This is a genomic window from Candidatus Schmidhempelia bombi str. Bimp, from assembly GCF_000471645.3.
In the GTDB taxonomy this organism is placed as follows: domain Bacteria; phylum Pseudomonadota; class Gammaproteobacteria; order Enterobacterales; family Orbaceae; genus Utexia; species Utexia bombi.
Genome location: NZ_AWGA01000011.1, coordinates 83,942 through 104,537, shown reverse-complemented (window position 1 = coordinate 104,537; position 20,596 = coordinate 83,942). Strand labels below are relative to the sequence as shown.

19 protein-coding genes and 2 tRNA genes are annotated in these 20,596 nt (G+C 33.8%); 4 read left to right on the top strand and 17 right to left on the bottom strand.

What is annotated here, in order from left to right:
- Positions 1-92 precede the first annotated feature (92 nt).
- The 4 genes from aroA to dnaQ all read right to left on the bottom strand — a co-directional run bounded on the left by aroA (position 93) and on the right by dnaQ (position 4,551).
- Positions 93-1,394 (bottom strand): 3-phosphoshikimate 1-carboxyvinyltransferase, encoded by a 1,302-nt coding sequence (gene aroA / locus O970_RS01235; RefSeq protein WP_024495369.1) that lies wholly within the window; start codon positions 1,392-1,394, stop codon positions 93-95.
- Positions 1,395-1,749: 355 nt separating this feature from the next.
- Positions 1,750-2,628 (bottom strand): helix-turn-helix domain-containing protein, encoded by an 879-nt coding sequence (locus tag O970_RS01230; RefSeq protein WP_024495368.1) that lies wholly within the window; start codon positions 2,626-2,628, stop codon positions 1,750-1,752.
- A 961-nt stretch (positions 2,629-3,589) separates the two neighbouring features.
- Positions 3,590-3,666: transfer RNA gene (locus tag O970_RS01225), tRNA-Asp, on the bottom strand.
- 132 nt (positions 3,667-3,798) lie between these two features.
- On the bottom strand, positions 3,799-4,551 hold the full coding sequence (gene dnaQ / locus O970_RS01220; RefSeq protein WP_024495367.1) for a DNA polymerase III subunit epsilon: 753 nt from the start codon (positions 4,549-4,551) through the stop codon (positions 3,799-3,801).
- 97 nt (positions 4,552-4,648) lie between these two features.
- Between dnaQ and rnhA the strand changes: the two genes are divergently transcribed.
- From rnhA to O970_RS01205, 3 genes are read left to right on the top strand one after another with little or no spacing between them, the layout of a single operon-like run.
- On the top strand, positions 4,649-5,119 hold the full coding sequence (gene rnhA, locus O970_RS01215) for a ribonuclease HI (protein WP_024495366.1): 471 nt from the start codon (positions 4,649-4,651) through the stop codon (positions 5,117-5,119).
- Positions 5,112-5,882, top strand: coding sequence for a hydroxyacylglutathione hydrolase (gene gloB / locus O970_RS01210; RefSeq protein ID WP_024495365.1), 771 nt, complete (start codon positions 5,112-5,114; stop codon positions 5,880-5,882). The genes rnhA and gloB overlap by 8 nt, the downstream gene beginning before the upstream one ends.
- A gap of 58 nt (positions 5,883-5,940) precedes the next feature.
- Positions 5,941-7,161, top strand: a complete 1,221-nt coding sequence (locus O970_RS01205) for a transglycosylase SLT domain-containing protein (RefSeq protein WP_024495364.1) — start codon at positions 5,941-5,943, stop codon at positions 7,159-7,161.
- Between the two features lie 85 nt (positions 7,162-7,246).
- On the opposite strand, the gene O970_RS01200 is transcribed toward O970_RS01205, so the two are convergent.
- The 8 genes from O970_RS01200 to O970_RS01165 form a co-directional block, all read right to left on the bottom strand.
- Complete coding sequence (locus O970_RS01200) at positions 7,247-8,017, bottom strand: endonuclease/exonuclease/phosphatase family protein (protein ID WP_024495363.1); 771 nt, start codon at positions 8,015-8,017, stop codon at positions 7,247-7,249.
- 62 nt (positions 8,018-8,079) lie between these two features.
- A complete protein-coding gene (gene gshA, locus O970_RS01195) occupies positions 8,080-9,639 on the bottom strand; it encodes a glutamate--cysteine ligase (protein ID WP_024495362.1) in 1,560 nt (519 codons plus the stop codon).
- Between the two features lie 230 nt (positions 9,640-9,869).
- Positions 9,870-11,015, bottom strand: coding sequence for a 23S rRNA (uracil(747)-C(5))-methyltransferase RlmC (gene rlmC, locus O970_RS01190; RefSeq protein WP_024495361.1), 1,146 nt, complete (start codon positions 11,013-11,015; stop codon positions 9,870-9,872).
- Positions 11,016-11,212: 197 nt separating this feature from the next.
- Positions 11,213-12,073 (bottom strand): DMT family transporter, encoded by an 861-nt coding sequence (locus O970_RS01185; protein ID WP_024495360.1) that lies wholly within the window; start codon positions 12,071-12,073, stop codon positions 11,213-11,215.
- Between the two features lie 139 nt (positions 12,074-12,212).
- Complete coding sequence (gene cspE / locus O970_RS01180) at positions 12,213-12,422, bottom strand: transcription antiterminator/RNA stability regulator CspE (protein WP_024495359.1); 210 nt, start codon at positions 12,420-12,422, stop codon at positions 12,213-12,215.
- 286 nt (positions 12,423-12,708) lie between these two features.
- Entirely contained in the window at positions 12,709-12,861 is a 153-nt protein-coding gene (locus tag O970_RS01175; protein WP_193553283.1) for a YoaH family protein, read from the bottom strand.
- 214 nt (positions 12,862-13,075) lie between these two features.
- Positions 13,076-13,516: a DUF3597 domain-containing protein gene (locus O970_RS01170; protein ID WP_024495358.1), complete on the bottom strand. Its 441-nt coding sequence runs from the start codon at positions 13,514-13,516 to the stop codon at positions 13,076-13,078.
- Between the two features lie 815 nt (positions 13,517-14,331).
- A tRNA-Arg gene (locus tag O970_RS01165) sits at positions 14,332-14,406 on the bottom strand.
- 109 nt (positions 14,407-14,515) lie between these two features.
- Here O970_RS01165 and O970_RS01160 point away from each other — a divergent pair.
- On the top strand, positions 14,516-15,274 hold the full coding sequence (locus O970_RS01160; protein ID WP_024495357.1) for an MlaA family lipoprotein: 759 nt from the start codon (positions 14,516-14,518) through the stop codon (positions 15,272-15,274).
- Between the two features lie 8 nt (positions 15,275-15,282).
- Here the strand turns inward: O970_RS01160 and recO are convergent, their stop codons facing one another.
- Genes recO through lepA form a run of 5 tightly spaced genes read right to left on the bottom strand, consistent with a single transcriptional unit; the run spans position 15,283 to position 20,458 of the window.
- Entirely contained in the window at positions 15,283-15,981 is a 699-nt protein-coding gene (recO, locus tag O970_RS01155; RefSeq protein WP_024495356.1) for a DNA repair protein RecO, read from the bottom strand.
- 24 nt (positions 15,982-16,005) lie between these two features.
- Positions 16,006-16,914, bottom strand: coding sequence for a GTPase Era (era, locus tag O970_RS01150; RefSeq protein ID WP_024495355.1), 909 nt, complete (start codon positions 16,912-16,914; stop codon positions 16,006-16,008).
- A 2-nt stretch (positions 16,915-16,916) separates the two neighbouring features.
- Positions 16,917-17,603 carry a ribonuclease III gene (rnc, locus tag O970_RS01145; RefSeq protein WP_024495354.1) on the bottom strand — a complete coding sequence of 229 codons (687 nt, stop codon included), beginning with the start codon at positions 17,601-17,603 and terminating at the stop codon, positions 16,917-16,919.
- A 20-nt stretch (positions 17,604-17,623) separates the two neighbouring features.
- Positions 17,624-18,619, bottom strand: a complete 996-nt coding sequence (gene lepB, locus O970_RS01140) for a signal peptidase I (RefSeq protein ID WP_024495353.1) — start codon at positions 18,617-18,619, stop codon at positions 17,624-17,626.
- A 42-nt stretch (positions 18,620-18,661) separates the two neighbouring features.
- Positions 18,662-20,458 carry a translation elongation factor 4 gene (gene lepA, locus O970_RS01135; RefSeq protein WP_024495352.1) on the bottom strand — a complete coding sequence of 599 codons (1,797 nt, stop codon included), beginning with the start codon at positions 20,456-20,458 and terminating at the stop codon, positions 18,662-18,664.
- Positions 20,459-20,596: the final 138 nt, after the last annotated feature.

Genomic DNA, 20,596 nt, shown 5'->3' with positions numbered 1-20,596 from the left:
ATTATATAAACTCGATTATTAATAATAATTTATTGTTTATTTGTTTATTTGTTTATTTGTTTATTTGTTTATTTGTTTATTTGTTTATTTGTTTATTTGTTTATTTTACTCATTTTATTAAATTGTATAAAATAATCTGGAAATGTTTTTGCGGTACATTTTGGATCTAAGATCGTTACTGGCGTATCATCTGATAATGAAACCAGCGAAAAACACATTGCCATACGGTGATCATTGTATGTTTCAATTTCAGCATGACGTAATTTTTCTGGTGGTATTATCGTTAAATAGTCGTTCCCCTCTTCAACTGTTGCACCAACTTTAGTTAGTTCCGTCGCCATAGCATGTAAACGATCGGTTTCTTTAACTCGCCAGTTATAGATATTACGAATGGTTGTCTTACCGTTGGCAAAGAGCGCGGTGGTGGCAATCGTCATTGCGGCATCGGGAATATGATTCATATCCATATCAATACCATTTAATTCACCTCTAGTACATTCAATATAATCATCACTCCACGTAATTTTAGCACCCATGCGAGCAAGGACATTGGCGAATTGAATATCACCTTGCAGACTATTTTTGCCGACACCTGTGACTCTTACCGTTCCGCCTTTAATTGCCGCCGCCGCTAAAAAATAAGAGGCGGAAGAGGCATCCCCTTCAACTAAGTAATTTGTTGGTGATTGGTAACGTTGTTGTCCAGTAATAAAGAAAGTTCGATAATTATCATTAATAACTTGAATACCAAACACCGCCATCATCTTAATGGTAATATCGATATAAGGTTTTGAGACTAAATCACCTTTAATCGTAATTTGAGTATCGTTAATAGCAAGAGGCGCGGCAATAAGCAAAGCTGTTAAGAATTGACTTGAGACGGATCCATCAATTTCAATACGACCACCAGTAAATCCTCCTTCTATATAAAGAGGAGGATAATTTTCATTTTCTAAATAATTAATACGCGCACCACCTTGCCTTAATGCATCAACAAGATGTCCAATAGGCCTCTCTTTCATACGAGGTTCGCCTGTTAACGTGATTTGATGATCAGCTAGACACAGCACCGCAGTTAAAGGACGCATAGCCGTTCCCGCATTGCCAAGATAAAGCGTCAAAGGTTGATCTGCGCTAAAATTTCCATTAATGCCTTCGACGTCACAAACAGTACGATCAGCAGATAATTGATAATTAACGCCTAGTTTCTTTAATGCATCTAACATATAGCGTACATCGTCACTATCTAATAAATTAGTAAGGCGGGTTTTACCAGAGGCTAAAGCCGCTAATAATAGCGCGCGATTAGAGACACTTTTTGAACCAGGTAAATGAATGACACCAGAAAAATAATCGACCGGTGCTAATTGCAAAGAGCAAGTAGGTTTAGACATAAGGTATTTTCTTTAGATTTATAATGACATATAGGCATTTTAAAAGGAATAAAGCAACAACTCAATAAATAAACAATAGCTATGTGACACTATATTTATAACATATAGTGTTAGCTTATCTAAACAACTTGATAAAAGAATAAAATATTTTTATTAATCATATGGTTAAATATAACAGTAAAACTGTTTTCTATTTAATTAAATAAATATTAGTGAATAAAAAAACAGTTTTTGGATAGCTGCTACTGTCTATAACAGTTTATTTTAAAAAAGTAGCGTTTCTTTGCGCTTTTATTATCTATTATCGGCTTAATATTGTAAGTTAATACTATAGTAGGATGGTTCGATAGTATCATTAACAACGTTCAAGCGTAGAACGTAATAAATCTATTGCTTGCCCGTCTTTTATACCATTAGTCCATAGTTTATCAAATAATCCTTGATAATGACTAATAGCCTCCACTGATGATGTTATTGACGCAATACCAGTGGTTACATTTGGTAATTCACCTAAGCGAAACGCGCTAACCGCTAAAGATAGCGGAGTATCGTCATTATAAAAAATTTGAAATGTTGAAGAAGGTACCATTTCTTGTGTAATAGCTATTTCAAATAAGGTGTTTTTTTCTTCGATAAGGCGAATCAAATACTCTATTTCTTTATGCGCTAATAATGTCCGCGTCATTTTTTTGCTTGGTGATAGATTTAACTTACCAACCAAACCAATATGTAAAAAACGTTCAATGGATCGTAAACCAATTAAATTATTTACTTTAGATAAAGAATGAGATAAATCGTTTTTCCGTTCCTTTAAGATGACTAACGCCGCATCGATTTTTTCCAACTCTTTTATATTGTGTTCTGCGGTTTCATACAACATCATCTGTAAATGATCAAAATAATCAGGAGACATTAATAAAAAAGAAAAAGGTTCAAAATGCGCATATATGTGGGTAGATTGTTCTTCAAGTTGCCGCATCCGCTCGAAGAACCCATTGCTTGATGAATAATATTCTGTATCAATACCCAGTAAGCTACTTAACGACGTATTAAGCAAATTCGCTAACCGATTTAAGGTCTCAATTTTTATAATTTCACCTTTTTCTAATCGATAAACAGCTGCACGAGAAATTTTTAAATGTTTAGCCACATCTTCAGCTTTGAGTGAAGCCGCAAAACGATAAGCTTTTAACCGTTGTCCGATAGCGAAATGATCAATTTGTAAATGATTCATACTATTCTTAACTTAAAAACAATTGTTTAAGTTTATCACATAAATTATATACACAATAACAGTTAATTTACATTATTTCGATAATCAACGATGAGTGGTGATTTAATTCGAGTTAATTAGGGCATTGTAGACAGATTAACTAACCTGAAATCAGATTAGAAAATATTTCGATATTATTCACAAATAACAAACCAATATTGACACTTTTTTATATGAAGATGACATTAATATATCGTTTTCGAATAGAAAACAGGGATAATAAATACGTTAAAATAATAAATGAAATTTAAAGTTTTTATAGCGATACATTTATTTCAAGTAAGGTATCGACAATAACACAAAGTTATATACGATAAAAGTTATCAATAATTATTAGTCTAAGCTATTTTATGGGCCCACTTTGTTTTCTTTATGGTGATAGGCGATAACTATATAATAAAAACCGTCGCGTTGACGATGTGGTTGCTTTAAATATTTATCACTGTCACCAACCTCGCTATCAACAACGGTAATAAATCCTATCAATTCATAAGAAATACGATAAATCTGAAATTTGCTATCATTGATAACAATGCTATAAATAAAAAATTATTACCACCATACTCAAAATATAACTGTACTGTAATTACAGTGGGTATTTATATTGGTATATCACAATCCGACTTATTTGTTCCCAAAAACATCCTAAATAGAGTTTTGCTAATAGTTATTTTTAATAGCTGATAAAGATTACGATAGTAAAAACGAGGAAAACTCCATAAGGTGGACAGAATTTGTTATTCTAATAAAAGATAATTCACAGATAAAAAACAACTTATCTCCAGCTACTTACGGAAACTCGATACGTTAGTAGATAACGTTATTCATGCAATAAGATAAAGATAAAATGAATTATTACTTAATAATATATTTTTATATAAAGAGATAACAAAAAGGTAAGTATTATAATAAGATGATTAAGTGGCGGAACGGACGGGGCTCGAACCCGCGACCCCCTGCGTGACAGGCAGGTATTCTAACCAACTGAACTACCGCTCCGCGTTAATGTTTTCTCAAGTTTTGTATCACTCTCGAATTGAGTTGAATATTAAAGATTTATCTGATGATCGTCAATCACTTTTTATAGAATTACTTCTCATTTGTTTATAAATTGGACGTTTCTATTATTTATTACTCATTTTTACGCCACATCGCATTACCACTTTTCTTAATAATCATATCTAAAAATAATTCATGTTCTTTTAATTCTTGCTGGTTAGCTTGAATAATAGTTAATTTATGTTCCTGACGATCTAATTTTTGTACCTCTATTGCCGTTTGTTGCTGAGCATGAGCTATATCATCGGAGGAAAAAGATAAAGAGGTTTGTCCTCCCGTCATAGCTAAATAAACTTCAGCTAAAATTTCCGCATCCAGTAAAGCACCATGTAGGGTTCGATGGGAGTTATCTATCTGATAGCGATCACAAAGTGCATCTAAGTTATTTCTTTTACCTGGAAATAATCGTCTTGCCATTGCAAGTGTATCGGTAACTAAACAGTGTTCAGCAACCTTAAAAGGATGAGCGATTAAACTAAACTCATAATCAATGAATCCTACGTCAAACGCGGCATTATGAATCACCAATTCAGCCCCATCTATAAATTGGATAAATTTTTCCGCCACTTCGGCAAAGAGAGGCTTATCTTGTAGCGATTGGTTACTAATACCATGAACCTTATAGGCTTCTTCATCGACCATCCGTTCTGGATTAATATAAACATGAAAGTGTTTACCGGTAAGTCGGCGATTAATTATTTCAACAGCGCCAATTTCAATAATTTTATGACCTAGATAATGGATACCACCATCCATGTTCATCCCCGTAGTTTCAGTATCAAGGACAATTTGTCGTTCAGGATTACTTAAAGTTGTTTTCTTCATTACTAAACCATTTAAAATTTAACATTTTTGAGTTTTTCAAACTAATGTTATATAGTCACCAATTCATATCTATTCTATCAGAGATTTAAAAGTGATGTTGTTAAAGAAAATAGAAATATTTACCGATGGTTCATGTCTAGGTAATCCCGGTCCCGGGGGGTATGGTGTTATATTACGTTATAAAACCAATGAATTAACTTTATCTGATGGGTATATGTTAACAACTAACAATCGTATGGAATTAATGGCGGCTATCGTTGGTCTAGAGCGGTTAACCCAGCGTTGTGATTGTAAACTTTACACAGATAGTCAATATGTTCGGCATGGAATAAGTCAATGGATCTTTAATTGGAAAAAAAATGGTTGGCTGACCGCGAATAAAAAACCGGTAAAAAATATCGACCTTTGGCAACGTTTAGATCGCGTGCTACAAAAACAGCAAGTGGAATGGATATGGGTAAAAGGACATTCAGGGCATTTGGAAAATGAACGGTGCGATCAGTTAGCTCGCGAAGCGGCAAATAATCCTAAAAAATATGATGAAGGTTTTAAAAAAGAAAATGAATAAGCGATATCACTTAACCGCATTAAACGCTTTTGTTGATAATTATATATGGATGTTATCTGATTATTCAAAACAGACTATTATTATTGATCCTGGCGATTCAGAGCCGGTAATAGACTGTTTACAACAACATCATATTCGTCCACAAGTTATCTTATTAACACACCACCATCAAGATCATATTGGTGGGGTTAGTCATTTGTTTAAACACTATCCATCGTTGCGTATATATGGTCCTTTAGAAGTTTGTCATAAATTGAATGGTATTCCCATTACACCTGTTCATCATAATCAATCTATCGCTATTGACAATAATTTAACCTTTCAGGTTATCGCTACACCTGGTCATACTTTGGGTCATGTAAGCTATTACAGTAAACCTTATCTATTTTGTGGTGATACGTTATTTTCAGCTGGTTGTGGAAGAATTTTCGAAGGTACATCAAAACAAATGTTAGAGTCATTAACACTTTTAGCCAGTTTGGATGATAGCACACAGATCTGTTGTGCTCATGAATACACCGTAAATAATTTAAGATTTGCACACCATGTGTTGCCAGAAGATAACTTAATTGCTAAAAAATTAGAAGAAGCAAAACAAATTAGATTGAATAAGCAGATGACATTACCTAGTCAACTAAGCCTAGAGAAAAAAATAAACATATTTTTACGTTGTACTGATGAAATCTTACAGAGTAAATTGAATATTTATGATACATTATCACTGTTTACTACCTTAAGAAAACTTAAAGATAATTTCCAATAAATTAATTTAATAGTAGGAATATTTTCCTACCTTATTTAATCTCAATTTTAAGAACTTTATGAAAAAATTTGTAATCCTCATGATTATTCCCAGCCTGATTGGTTGTCAAAATTTATCTCGAGCGCCGAAAGCACATAACAAAGCTTTTCATATTCACAAAGTTACCTATTTAGATAGCCTAAAAATAAATCCATGGCAATATATACAAAAAACACAACTAGTTGATATACCTGATAATGCACGTATTATAAATGAACGAAATAAATTAGTAAAAAATAAGCGTAGCTTTGAAAATTTATTGGAACGTTCAGAACCTTATATCCATTACTTTATTACTCAACTTCAACTACGTAAAATGCCAATAGAATTGTTGCTTATTCCGCTTATTGAAAGTGCTTGTAATCCTTTGGCAATCTCCTATTCTAAAGCAGCAGGTTTATGGCAAATAGCCCCTATTACCGCCAGAAATTATGGACTGGTGTTCAACTCTTGGTATGATGGTCGTCTTGATCTTATTGCTTCCACCGATATTGCCTTAAATCATTTACAATATTTAAATAAAAACTTTGATGGTGATTGGCTATTAACTTTAGCCGCCTACAATGCTGGTGAGGGGCGAATTAGTAAGGCAATACAGTCGAATATTGAACATCATTTACCAACAAATTACTGGGCATTACAGTTATCCAAAGAAACAATGCAATATGTCCCTAAATTTTTGGCTATGATTGACATTATCCGTCATAATGAACGGTATGATATTTTATTACCAACCACTAATTTTGATAATACATTAATAAAAATTAATCTTGGTAAAGCAGCGAGTTTAGACACTATTTCTAAATATAGCCATATCCCTTATAAGGATTTAATTACCTATAATGCGGCTTATTTAGATAAAAAATTAAATGGTCCTTATCATCTTTTAGTGCCTAGAAAGAAATTAAATGTCCTTCACCAAAAGCTGCTAAAGAATAATTATACCCAAGTTAAAATCGTTGATTTAACGTCAGACTTAAATAATAAAAGGACTCATATCGTACCAAGCTTATTAAAAACGAATCGCAAGTATTCAACGATAACCGATAAAGATCTACAGTTTTATACTAGATCGCATTTAAAATATAAAAAAATAAATTATATGATTAAATCAGGTGATAGTCTGAGTACTATTGCTAAAGCGCACCGAGTTACAACCAAAGAGCTAATGGATTGGAATAACATTAAAAATGCGAATAGTTTAAAGATTGGGTCAAAACTGATTATTCATATTAAATAGACTTTAGGCTAAAAATCTTAAAATTGCCCAGGCTAAAAATAGAAAACGATAATTTTCTTATTTTGAATCCATTAAACAATTGCAATCAGTACTGAAATGTTACAAATAGTGGATTATGGTCCGATGCTACCGTTTGCATAATACTTGCATTGGTCAATGTTAAATCGCGATAGAAAATAAAATCTAGCGGTCTTCCCAAAAAAGTTTTACGTAGATCAAGATTAAAATTTACTGGTAATAAATTGATATTGCGTGTTAATTGATAAAGTAATTCTAAGCGCTGACGACTCCACGTATTGAAATCACCACCCAAAATAATTGGTCCTTCATGGCGATCCATTTGTTGCAAAAGCTGTTTTAGCTGCTGCTGATAGGTTTTAATCCCAAAGCTAAAATTAACAGCATGAATGTTGGCTACCATCAATGTTTTGGTCGTATTAGCGAGAGCATACACGGTGACTAATGCTGATTTGGGGATCCTAATTAATGGTTCCTTCTCTTTATAGCACCAGACAGAAAGCGGATAAGCTTTCGCTAATGTCATTACACCAGAAAAGCTATTATTGTAAGGAAATGCCGGTACTTGATCTGCAACTTTGTAATAACGATTAATATAATTAATTAATGCTGGTGTTGTGTGTGCTTCTTGCAACAAAATCAGTTGATTAGACATAGCACAATTTTTTAGTATAGATAACCAGTCTTTACGCTTTTGCTTAAAGATATTCCATACTAAAATATTAATGGTATTACTAACTGTAAGGGGTTGATCAACAACCACACGATGAGTTGGCAAGATTAATTCTACACCATTATAATCAGACGAATAACGTAATACATAATTTGTAGTTGCCATTTAATCATCTCTTTATTTTAGTTTGCCGCTATTTATCATCTAGATCTTATGATTTTTAGTGGTTAAGCATTTAATTGTTTGAGAAATTCATCAAAGTCCATATTATTTTGCGACTCGATCATTTCAAGCTTATTTAAAGAGCGTATTCGCTGTTTATTAAAGTCCGTTGTCGTAAGTAACTGTAACGGTTCAGCTAATAACTGCTGCTTATACTGTTTAGCTAACGATAAACCAAAACCTTCTGTCCCTAATTCTTTAATCGCTTTTAACATTTTTCCTGATAGCGTTAACTCTGGATGATCAAAAAGCGTATCTAAGCGTAAACAGACCTCACGATATGCATGATTATGGTTATTACGGTCAAGGACATCAGCAACTCTTAATAAATCTTTAAACAGAGCATGACCTACTTTTGATAGCGGTTCAAAATGGCTATCACATCCAAAACCGATCACCTGATTAGGTTTACGTCCTTCCATAACAACACGATTCCAGTTACGTTTTAAACATTCTAGTTCAGGTGCGCTCATTTCTGGTGCTTGTGCTAGTGTACACCAAATTAAGAAGAGATCGATAAAACGCACTTGTTCTTCGGTAATGCCAATCGGAGAAAATGGATTAACATCTAAGGCTCTTACCTCAATATACTCAATTCCTCCTCTTAATAACGCATCTGTCGGTGTTTCATTCGCATGAGCGACGCGTTTAGGACGAATCGGCGCATAAAATTCATTTTCTATTTGTAGAATATTATCATTAAGTTGCTGATAAATACCCTTTTGCTTAATACCTAGTTGGCTAAATGTCTCAGATTTGGTTTTGGTTGCACGCTTAATCCCTTCAACATAAGTATCTAATCGATTAAAAGTAATACCTAAGCTACGTTGCGCATCATTGGTATAACCTAAATCGCTCAATCTAAGCGACGTAGCATAAGGCAAATAACCGGTATTTTCCGTCAATTCTAAAAACGATTGTAACTTTTCTGGATTTTTTATAAAACAAGAACACATCGAAGGGGAGGCACCGAATAAGTAAGGAATCACCCAACCAAAACGATAATAATTGCGTATCAGTCTAAAATAACCTTCAGAAATGACATCCTTACCTTCTTCGGCATTTCTTATGCCATCTCTAGCTTGCCAAAAAGCGAGGGGTAAAGAAAAATTATAGTGCACCCCCGAAATAGTTTGCATCATGGCGCCATAACGGTTTTTTAAACCTTGTCGATAGACGGTTTTTAGACGTCCTTCATTAGACGTTCCATATTGTGCTAACTGGATATCTTGTTCATGATTAACGAAGCAGGGCATACTCAACGGCCACATAAGTTCATCACCAATTTGTCCACTGGCGTAGCGATGTAAATCACTTAAGAAGGTCAGTGTATAATCAATGCTGGCATTTGCTGGCGTGATAAACTCTAACATTGATTCAGCAAAATCAGTTGTTATCCATGGATGCGTTAAAGAGGAACCGATAGAAGAAGGAAATGGCGTGTTAACCAAATTGCCATGAGTATCAATACGTAACGTTTCTCGCTCAATTCCTCGTACTATACCGTGTAAGATAGTATGGTGCTTTTCTAACCATGAAAGTGCTTCTGACATATTAGGGATCAAGATACCCTCCAAAAAAAACCAACATTTTTATAACTAAATAATAACATATTCTATAAATCATCAATATTTAATTTATTCATAAAATAATGTTAGCTTGCTACAGATAAGCTTAATTAAATCGGTAATGACATTGCACGTATTTTTCAAAAACAATGCTTAAATAAAAATGTCACTTCGCTTGTTTAAACAATTACCTGTTATACGACCCTAAGAATAGCTTAATACTTTACCTAATTTTCTATATGCTGTAATAACAACATCGTTTCCATATGGGCGGTATGCGGAAACATGTCAAATAATTGTGCTTTAACTATCTGGTAATTTGGTAATAGAGCTAAATCACTTAATTGTGTAGATAAGTTACAACTTGAATATAAAATATAATGGGGTTTTAATGTATGTAAATAGTTAGCTAAACATTTGCCAAGCCCTCTCCTTGGGGGATTAACTAATACTAAGTCAGGAATGTCTGCTTGAGCTAAAGCAAATTGCGTTGAATCATACGCCCTGAAATCCGGTTTAGGTAATTGCATTAAGTCAGCAGATTGTTTGGCACAAGCGATAGCCTGTTCATTAATTTCAATACCTGTAAGCCTAATTGAATGATTAGTACAATGTAAACCAAATCCACCTACACCACAAAATAGATCCCAGATATGATTAATTGCTTTTTGCTTATTTTTAGTTAACTGATTAACCCAATCAGTGGCAGTTTGATAGAGCTGTCTAGCTATCTCGGTATTAGTTTGAAAGAAACTTTGTGGACGAATAAACAGTGGCACATGATTAAGGTTAACCGCTAACACGTCATTATCAGATAAAACGATTTCTTCTTCACCTTCAAGAATGGCGGCATGGAGTGGTTGAATATTAACCGAAATAATGGCTAAGTTTGGAAGAGAGGCATAAAGTTTATTTAACGATACGCGAAGTCGATCTATCATTGCCTTCGATCGTAGTACAAATCGCAACATAAGTTGATTATCATGTAAAGTTAAAATAATAAATTTTAACTCTCCACGTCTCTTTTTAATATTATATGGGACGAGTCCAATTGATGAAATAAAATGCTTTAATTTGGTTAAAGCTTGCTGTAATTGTGTTGGATATAAAGGACAATGACTAAGATCAATTGGTTGCTGGTTATGGTTCAAAATACCTAAAATCGGCTTCTCAACGGTACCTAATACCGCCATTTTAGCTTTATTTCTAAAATCTACTTCATGACTTGCAATAGGTGGTAAAATAGCTATTGGCTGAAAAGGTTGCAATAGTTGGCTGAATGTTTGTTGCTTATCCATTAATTGTTGTGAATATGGTTTATTCAACCAATTACATGATAAACACTTTTGGGATGAAAAATAATCGCAGTACATCAAGAAAACCTTATATTGCATTCAGAGAGTTAAAAAATAATTTTAATTTTTTTGCTATCTTTTACATCGTTATGGAACTTATTCGATTTAATTGTGTCTTAATTAATGCCACTGCATTATTTTTTCATTTTAACCTTTTATTGGTCATATTTTAATAAAATATGACCTTTTTTATGACTGTAAAAAATAGCGCGTAATTATAGCTTATCTTGACTAACAATCCAACGATGATGCACCCATAATGCTAAGATAATAATGGCTGAACCTGAAATAAAGCGTAGCCAATCAACATTTTGTTTCCAAAAAATAACATTAACCAATATTCCTAAAGGTATCACAACGTTATTCATAATGGCTAACGTTCCCGAGTCAACTTTGGTTGCACCATAATTCCATAAGAAATAACATAATCCTGACGCAATAATACCTAACCAAACAAGCACTATCCATTGCAGATTGGTTGTAGGTAACTTATTAACATTACCAAATAATAAATAACAAATAGCAGCGGTTACTGCTGCTCCCGCATAGACCCAAGCAAAAGCATTGATTTGAGGCATTGGATAGATTTCCATAAACCGTTTATAACCAACTTGCCCTAACGCAAAGCAAATGTTCGCACCTTGAATAAGTAAAAATCCAATAATAAATTGTGATTCAATTTTATTATAACGGATAACGACCGTTCCAATTACTGATAATACTGCTGTCAATAAATAGGTTAATTTTAACGGTTGTTTTTTTAATAAATCATAAAATAGCGTCACATAAATTGGCGTTATTGTTGTAAAAAGTAGGATTTCTGGAATAGAGATGTAAAGGAAAGATTGGTAATAAAATATGTACATTATGCCTAATTGTAGGGTTCCCACTCCCATTAATAATAATATTGGCTTCATTGTCATGTTTTTTTTGTGCAAAAATGGCAGAAAAACAATAAAAGCGAGTAAAATACGAAAAAAAACGGCAAACCAATTGTCTATTTGATGACTAAGATAATGACCAATAAAACTAAAAGAAAAAGACCAAATTAATGTCACAATAACTAAATAAGGCATGCATACTATTCCATTAAATAAAAAGATCTTATTATATGTTAATCAAATAAAAATAAAATAGTTTACATAATAAATTTAGTTAACGATCGGGTATAAAAAAACCCGCACTAAGCGGGTTTCTAAACAATTCGGTTGACACTTAAATGACAACAACTTCCGCAGCAGCTGGACCGCGAGGACTATCTTGGATAGCGAACTCAACTTGCTGACCTTCTGCTAAAGTTTTAAATCCATCTCCTGAAATCGCAGAAAAATGTACGAATACATCTTTGCTTCCATCTACTGGAGTGATAAATCCAAAACCCTTGCTCTCATTGAACCATTTAACATGGCCAGTTTTTTTAGTCATTACAAAATATCCTACAAAAATTAATGTTAGCCCAAAGGCTCTCTTGGCCATAATATCAGCTGTACATCTTATACAAACATCCAAGAAGAGAATTTGTTAAAGCTAAAATCAAAGATTCTAAATAAACAAGATACTACTTATACTCTAATGCTATAAAAAGTAAAACTGGATTTATGTCCGACTTCTATTAGCTCATATAATGCCGATTAAAGCAAGGAATTATTACAAAATTTTACGATATAAATCACATTTATTAAAAATAACCTTAAAATATGTAATGAAAAAGTTAATCGGCAAGAATATTTTCCTGATGTTGTTGTCTAATCATCTCAGAAACTTGAATAATCGCTTCAGGACAACTTATCCCTTTTGCCATGAGTTTTTGTATCTCTTCTACTGCTTTCTGCTGTTCAGCATGAGTTAATTCTAAATCATCAATTTTCATTTTTACTTACACTAATAGAAAAACTATTCTCAATCTTTATTATGGTAATAACCGTAGGATATTAATATCTACAAACATATTGGTATAAATAGATATTAATGTTTAAGTACTGTAAAACTTGGTGTCGTTTTATAGTGAATATAAAAAAACAACTTGCTTTAATATTGAAGCAAGTTGTTTTAATTATCCGTTAAAAATGGGACAAGAATTAATGTTTAATGCTTTCTGGCAGGACACCACCATTTTCAGCAATTTTACGCATAATTTCTTTGTGTAACCAAATATTCATCGCTGCACTATCATTCATATCGCCAGTATAACTCAATTCTTGAGCAAGTTGTTTACGCGCATTAAGGCTGCTATCTAAGCCTAATAATTTCATTAAATCAACAATAGAAGTATGCCAGTTCAATTTTTCAGGATATTTCTTCTGCATTTCTTCTAAGATAGCGACGACATCAACTTTATTAGTAGCCGGGGCTGTTGTCGCTTGGGTCGTCTCTTGTGGTTGAGAAGCTGAATTTTCTTCATGCGTTGTATCTGAAGTAACGTTTTTATCATTTATTTTATCCGCTTGTTCTTTATGATCGGTTTCAGATGCAAATGCAGATGGGAAAATTTTTGACATAATATTTTTGAAAATAGACATTTTATCTCCTTTAAACTCAATTATAATTGATTCGTTCTATACGATCCTATTTTGTGGTTATTTCAATAAATAGCTAACTATTAATATCGCGATAAACCTATTCTAAGTATGCTAAATAATTAATTTAAAAGCAACTATTATGAATGAAAGTTTATAATAAAAAATAATAAATGGTTAGTTGCTTAAATTATCACTGTTAATTAAATGGTGAATTAATTTAGTTAATTTTCAAGCGATGAATAACCTTATCAATTGATAATAACATTGCAAAGCGTGTATTCGATATTTTATCTAAATAAATATTTACTATAATTCATTCATGACTTCATGACATTAATAATGTGTACTTTAATCAATAATAGAAGGTAAACAAAATGAATAATTCCCAAAAAGGAGCAAAAAATAAATAATATTAAAGAGTAACTATTAAAATTAATACAAAAATTTTTGAAGAACGATAAGAATAAATCAAAAAAGTGTTTGATTATGATCAATGCCATTAAAATAAAGATGGAATATGTCTCGATATTTGAATTTTGTAATAGTAACTGGATGGTTAATATATAAATACAAACGATTGAAAATCGGGGTGCTTGTGTAAGATTTAATTTTAGATTTAGATTAGTCAATAGCATTTATAGATAGTATGGTGCTACGGTATTTTAGGCGTCGGTTCTAAACTATATTGTAAATATACCGTTACAAGTTTGCTATTATTAATCATTTAAAATCGTATTAACGCATGACAAAATTTTATAAATGCCAGCGATTGCGACAGTTTAATCATTGAACATTGTTTTTGATCGTGATTATAATGGCGTCCCCAACAGGAATCGAACCTGTAACTAGCCCTTAGGAGGGGCTCGTTATATCCATTTAACTATGGAGACCAAACTTTAATAAACAAATTGTAAATCGTTTTAATATTTTTTTCAAAATATCTGATACAATTAACCACCTTTTTGAACAAATCATATACAATTATAATTTAATTCATCTATGAAAAAGTTGATTTTTTGTTTGTTGCTATCCTTAACCGTATTAACTGGATGCGCAAGCTATAATCCTGAAACCAATACCTATACGGATCCAGCTGAAGGCTTTAATCGTGCTATGTTTAATTTCAACTATCATGTATTAGATCCCTATATTGTAAGACCTACTGCTGTTTTTTGGCGTGACTATGTACCGAAACCAATTCGTCAAACTTTAGTGAATGTATCAACAAATATTAGTGAGCCAGCGTCAATGGTCAATTATTTATTACAAGGTGAAGGAAAAAAAGCGGCCATTCATTTTACACGTTTCTTTTTAAATACCCTATTTGGCATAGGTGGTATTTTTGACGTGGCTAGTCTGTCTGATCCACAATTGCAAAAGACAACTAATCGCAGTTTTGGTAATGTTCTTGGACATTATGATGTTGGTTATGGTCCTTATGTCGTATTACCTTTTTACGGGCCAGCGACACTACGAGAAGATGGCGGCGATCTTATCGATCATATTTATCCTCCTCTCAGTTTACTGACCACTGAACTTAATATTGCCCGTTGGTTATTTGATGGTTTAGAAGCAAGATCACAACTGCTTGATGTCGATAATATGTTAAAAAATAGCGATGACCCTTATACTTTTATGCGCGCGGCTTATTTTCAACGTAAAGACTTTCTTGCAACTGATGGTAATATCGATACGTCAAGAGAACAACAACGTTCAAAAGCGATTGATAACTATCTTGATGATATTGATGACGAATAGTATGCGTTCTATTTAGTCCTAAATAGCTCTCGACTCTTAAACGGTTGAGAGCCAACATAAGGCTTAAGTGCCATACGTGTAAATCGTTTCGCCATGTTTAATATCGGTATATTTGCAAAATGACGTTTGGCTAACGCTTGAATCTCTTGCCCTTTGAAAGTATTACTGTTATTTAATACACTAGCGATAAAGCCTTTTTCAGGGTGAAATTGATAAGTCATTGAACTGATAATAGCATCACCTGTCGCGTAGCAATGTTCAAAATCAATTTGATAACCTAAATATTCCAATAGACAAAGTTCAAAATGTCGTAGTGCATATTCAGGGGAATGATGTTGACAAGCTAGGTGTTGTAAACAGTCTAGATATGCCCTAAATAACTGAATGGTATCAGATTCAGCCATCACAACTCGTTGAATCAATTCATTCACATAAAAAGCGCTATACAGATAATAACGGCTTAATGGTAAAGTGAGTGAAATTGCCTCTACATGTTTTAATGTTTTTATGTGACTATTGCCACTATACTGGATGATAAGGGGAGTAAAAGGTTGCAGTATTCCTTTTTGAGCCGAACGTTTACGGCGAGCACCTTTAGCAATAATGGTGACTCGCCCTTTAGTTTCAACAAAAAAATCAATGAGTAGACTTGTTTCACTATACGGACGGCTATGTAAAACAAATGCACGTTGCCAATTACTTCCCATATCGGCATCTACTTTTCGTTATGGTTAAAGATCATCGATATAACCTAAACTGCGTAACGCTCGCTCATCATCAGCCCAACCAGCTTTTACTTTCACCCATAATTCTAGGTGTACCTTACTTTCAAATAAATCTTGCATATCTCTACGCGCTTCAATACCAATTTGCTTGATTTTTTGACCTTGATTACCAATAACCATCTTTTTCTGACCTTCACGTTCGACCAAGATTAAGCCATTAATATTAAGACCGCCGCGCTCATTCCTAACAAATTGTTCAATTTCAACGGTAACTGAGTAAGGTAATTCCTCTCCTAAGAAACGCATTAATTTTTCACGAATAATTTCTGATGCCATAAAGCGTTGTGATCGATCAGTAATATATTCTTCAGGAAAATGGTGCTGCCCTTTTGGAATATATTTTTTTACAATATTCGCAATCGTATTTACCCCTTCTCCCGTTTCGGCACAAATTGGTACAACATCAATAAAATTCATTTTTTGACTCAACTGCGCAATATGCGGTAATAAAATGGATTTATCGGTTACATTATCAATTTTATTGATTGCCAATAGTACTGGAATATTAACTGATTTAAGTTTATTTAATACCATTTCATCGTCATCATTCCAATGTGTTCCTTCAATTACAAAGATAATTAATTCAACATCACCAATTGAACTACTCGCTGCCCGATTCATTAAACGGTTAATGGCGCGCTTTTCCTCTATATGTAATCCAGGTGTATCGACATAAATAATTTGGTAGTTATCTACCGTATCTATCCCCATAATACGATGGCGAGTTGTTTGCGGTTTTCTCGATGTAATTGAAACCTTTTGACCGAGTAATTGGTTGAGCAGGGTAGATTTACCAACATTAGGTCTACCAACAATGGCAACAAAGCCACAGTACTGTTCCTGATTTTTATCCATGATTATTTTATTCCTAGCATTGTAATTGCTTGTTCTGCTGCTGCTTGTTCTGCCTTACGTCGACTAGCACCTTCACCAATAAATTCCGCATCCACATGATCTAATTTACATTGCACAATAAAAATTTGTTCATGATCATTCCCTTTAACTTCGAGAATAATGTAAGTAGGTCGTGCCAGATGTTTACCTTGTAAATATTCTTGCAGACGAGTTTTTGGATCTTTTTGTTTATTGCCAGGCTGAATAAGTGTCAAACGAGAGTGATACCATGATAAAATTAATTGTTCAATGGTAGCAAAACATTGACTATCTAAATAAATGGCACCAATCACCGCTTCAACTGCATCTGAAATGGTCGTATCTCGCCGATAACCACCGCTTTTAAGTTCACCTTGACCTAAGATTAAATTATCACTTAGTTGAAACGCTTTACCTATTTCTGCTAAAGTTTGACCACAAACTAATGTTGAACGCATTTGGCTTAAATCACCTTCTGCAACGTTAGGAAAACGTTTATATAACTCTTTTGCTATAACAAAGCTTAAAATAGAATCGCCTAAAAATTCTAACCGTTCATTATGCATTTTATCTGCACTACGGTGTGTTAGGGCTTGTTTTAACAATGCCGCATCAGAAAATGTATACCCCAACTGCTTTTGTAAACGTGGCATTGTTACTGCTGTTACCATAATTCCTCTTTATAATACTCTTAATCAATACGACCTATATGGCTAAAACGGATCCCAGTTGGCCACTCATTCGGTTGTTTTTCAAAACTTAACCAAATTGCTACCGCTCGACCTACTATGTTTTTTTCTGGAACAAATCCCCAAAAACGGCTATCTTCACTATTATCACGATTATCTCCCATAACAAAATAATAGCCTTCAGGTACAACCCATTGTCCCGCAGGTTGATCTTTTTGTTTATAAAAATCTTCACCAGTATAAAGTGTCATTGGTAATGTTAATATGTTATGTTTTTCATTACCTAATATTTCTTCACGCGTATTTATATCAAAAACTTCCGCATCAGGACCAAATTCAGCTTTTTTTTCCTGATACTGTTGCTGTGTATAAAAGCCACTTTTATCTCTCGTGAAAACTTGTTTCCATTCGCTGGTTCTTATAGGTGAATAATGTAAATCTATCGCGGTGAGTTGCTCTGTTTTACATTTAGATGGCTCATCCTTACAGGCTGGATAAATAGTTAATGTCTTTGCTTGTGAACTATAAATGATTTTATCACCAGGTAAGCCTACCACTCGTTTTATAAAATCAAGTCTTGTATTCTTCGGATATTTAAATACCACCACATCACCACGAGCCGGTTTACTAATAGGAATTATCGTTGAATTCGTAATGGGATTTTTAAGCCCATAAGCGTATTTTTCAACCACAATAAAATCACCAACTAATAACGTCGGCATCATGGAACCAGACGGAATTTGAAACGGTTCATAAATAAATGATCGTACAAAAAATACCACAAACAATACAGGGAATAATGACGTTAGCGCTTCAATCCAAGCTTTAGGTTTGGCCACCTCAGCAAGCACATTACCATCAATTTTCCCGTCTGTCTGTTGACGTAGTGCTTCAACTTTACGCAATCTGGCTGGCGCCCATACGAGTTTATCAAGCACCCACAGAATTCCCGTCAAAAAAACGGCACTCGTTAATAAAATGGCAAACATTCCGGCCATTGTTTATCCTCTATTTTTTAATAAATAAACCAAAATTTGTAATCATTCTTTACCAACATGGAGAATAGCTAAGAACGCTTCCTGAGGCAATTCTACATTACCTATCTGCTTCATGCGTTTCTTACCCTCTTTTTGTTTCTGTAATAGCTTTTTCTTACGGCTAACGTCGCCACCATAACATTTTGCTAGTACATTTTTACGCAATTGTTTTACCGTTGAACGAGCAATAATATGATTACCAATCGCCGCTTGAATTGCGATATCAAACTGTTGACGAGGAATGAGATCTTTCATTTTTTCCACTAATTCTCGTCCACGATATTGAGCATTAGTACGATGAGTAATGATCGCAAGCGCATCAACGCGATCACTGTTAATTAAGACATCTAATCTTACCATATCGGAAGTTTGGAAACGTTTAAATCCATAATCGAGTGAAGCATAACCGCGCGATGTTGATTTTAATTTATCAAAGAAATCAAGAACCACTTCCGCCATTGGGATTTCATATGTTAAAGCGACTTGATTTCCATGATATACCATATTGGTCTGTACGCCGCGTTTTTCAACACATAGGGTAATCACATTTCCTAAGTAATTTTGTGGTACTAAAATATTACATTCAGCAATGGGTTCTCGCAATTCTAAAATATTATTAAGTGGCGGTAATTTTGCAGGACTATCAACATATATCGTTTCATTATCCGTTGTTAATATTTCATAAATAACGGTAGGTGCTGTAGTAATTAAATCAAGATTGTATTCTCTTTCTAAGCGTTCTTGTATAATTTCCATATGCAGTAAACCGAGGAAACCGCAACGGAACCCAAAGCCTAATGCCGATGATGTTTCTGGCTCATAAAATAGTGAAGCATCATTTAAACTTAATTTAGCTAATGCATCACGAAACGCCTCATAATCATCAGAACTGGTTGGGAATAGTCCAGCATAGACTTGTGGTTTTACTTTTTTAAATCCAGGCAATACTGTTTCTGCTGGTTGGCGTGCGAGTGTTAATGTATCCCCAACAGGTGCGCCATGAATATCTTTAATAGCACATACTAACCAGCCCACTTCGCCACATTGTAAAATGTCTTTATCTATTTGTTTTGGCGTGAAAATACCTAGCCGATCAGCACCGTATACCATACCAGAACTCATTACTTTGATTTTATCCCCTTTACGCAAAACCCCATTTTTGATCCGGATAAGGGATACCACACCAAGATAGTTATCAAACCATGAGTCAATAATAAGTGCTTGCAATGGCGCATTAGGATCGCCTTCTGGCGGTGGAATATCTTGTACTAGTCGTTCTAATACATCTACAACTCCTTGACCGGTTTTCGCAGAACAACGTACCGCATCACTAGCATCAATACCAACAATATCTTCAATTTCTTGCGATACTCGCTCAGGCTCTGCCGCTGGTAAATCAATTTTATTCAGTACAGGAACCACTTCTAAATCCATTTCTATTGCGGTATAGCAATTTGCTAGCGTTTGTGCTTCAACACCTTGCCCTGCATCAACCACTAATAACGCACCTTCACAAGCCGCTAAAGAGCGTGAAACTTCATAAGAAAAGTCGACGTGTCCTGGCGTATCAATAAAGTTGAGTTGATAAGTTTCACCATTTTTAGCCAGATAATTGAGCGTAACACTTTGAGCTTTAATCGTGATACCGCGTTCACGTTCTAAATCCATCGAATCTAAAACTTGTGCTTCCATCTCTCGATCAGAAAGCCCGCCGCAAATTTGAATAATACGATCTGATAATGTTGATTTACCATGATCGATGTGTGCAATAATTGAAAAATTTCGGATATTTTTGTTCATGTTAGTCTATTTACGAATACCTAATTATGACGTTGCTATAACCTATTTATTATTTATATCTAAATAGATCAAGATTAGAATAATATTTTATGCTGTGCATTCTACACATTAAACACTATTAAGGATAGTTTTAGAAAC

What these genes read in the sequence shown, in the direction of transcription:
- aroA (WP_024495369.1), bottom strand. Translation starts at nt 1,394, where the DNA reads ATGTCTAAACCTACTTGCTCTTTGCAATTAGCACCGGTCGATTATTTT.
- O970_RS01185 (WP_024495360.1), bottom strand. Translation starts at nt 12,073, where the DNA reads ATGCCTTATTTAGTTATTGTGACATTAATTTGGTCTTTTTCTTTTAGT.
- rnc (WP_024495354.1), bottom strand. Translation starts at nt 17,603, where the DNA reads ATGGTAACAGCAGTAACAATGCCACGTTTACAAAAGCAGTTGGGGTAT.
- cspE (WP_024495359.1), bottom strand. Translation starts at nt 12,422, where the DNA reads ATGACTAAAAAAACTGGCCATGTTAAATGGTTCAATGAGAGCAAGGGT.
- O970_RS01230 (WP_024495368.1), bottom strand. Translation starts at nt 2,628, where the DNA reads ATGAATCATTTACAAATTGATCATTTCGCTATCGGACAACGGTTAAAA.
- lepB (WP_024495353.1), bottom strand. Translation starts at nt 18,619, where the DNA reads ATGGCCGGAATGTTTGCCATTTTATTAACGAGTGCCGTTTTTTTGACG.
- recO (WP_024495356.1), bottom strand. Translation starts at nt 15,981, where the DNA reads ATGGGAAGTAATTGGCAACGTGCATTTGTTTTACATAGCCGTCCGTAT.
- gloB (WP_024495365.1), top strand. Translation starts at nt 5,112, where the DNA reads ATGAATAAGCGATATCACTTAACCGCATTAAACGCTTTTGTTGATAAT.
- O970_RS01200 (WP_024495363.1), bottom strand. Translation starts at nt 8,017, where the DNA reads ATGGCAACTACAAATTATGTATTACGTTATTCGTCTGATTATAATGGT.
- O970_RS01160 (WP_024495357.1), top strand. Translation starts at nt 14,516, where the DNA reads ATGAAAAAGTTGATTTTTTGTTTGTTGCTATCCTTAACCGTATTAACT.
- lepA (WP_024495352.1), bottom strand. Translation starts at nt 20,458, where the DNA reads ATGAACAAAAATATCCGAAATTTTTCAATTATTGCACACATCGATCAT.
- dnaQ (WP_024495367.1), bottom strand. Translation starts at nt 4,551, where the DNA reads ATGAAGAAAACAACTTTAAGTAATCCTGAACGACAAATTGTCCTTGAT.
- O970_RS01170 (WP_024495358.1), bottom strand. Translation starts at nt 13,516, where the DNA reads ATGTCTATTTTCAAAAATATTATGTCAAAAATTTTCCCATCTGCATTT.
- era (WP_024495355.1), bottom strand. Translation starts at nt 16,914, where the DNA reads ATGGATAAAAATCAGGAACAGTACTGTGGCTTTGTTGCCATTGTTGGT.
- rlmC (WP_024495361.1), bottom strand. Translation starts at nt 11,015, where the DNA reads ATGTACTGCGATTATTTTTCATCCCAAAAGTGTTTATCATGTAATTGG.
- O970_RS01205 (WP_024495364.1), top strand. Translation starts at nt 5,941, where the DNA reads ATGAAAAAATTTGTAATCCTCATGATTATTCCCAGCCTGATTGGTTGT.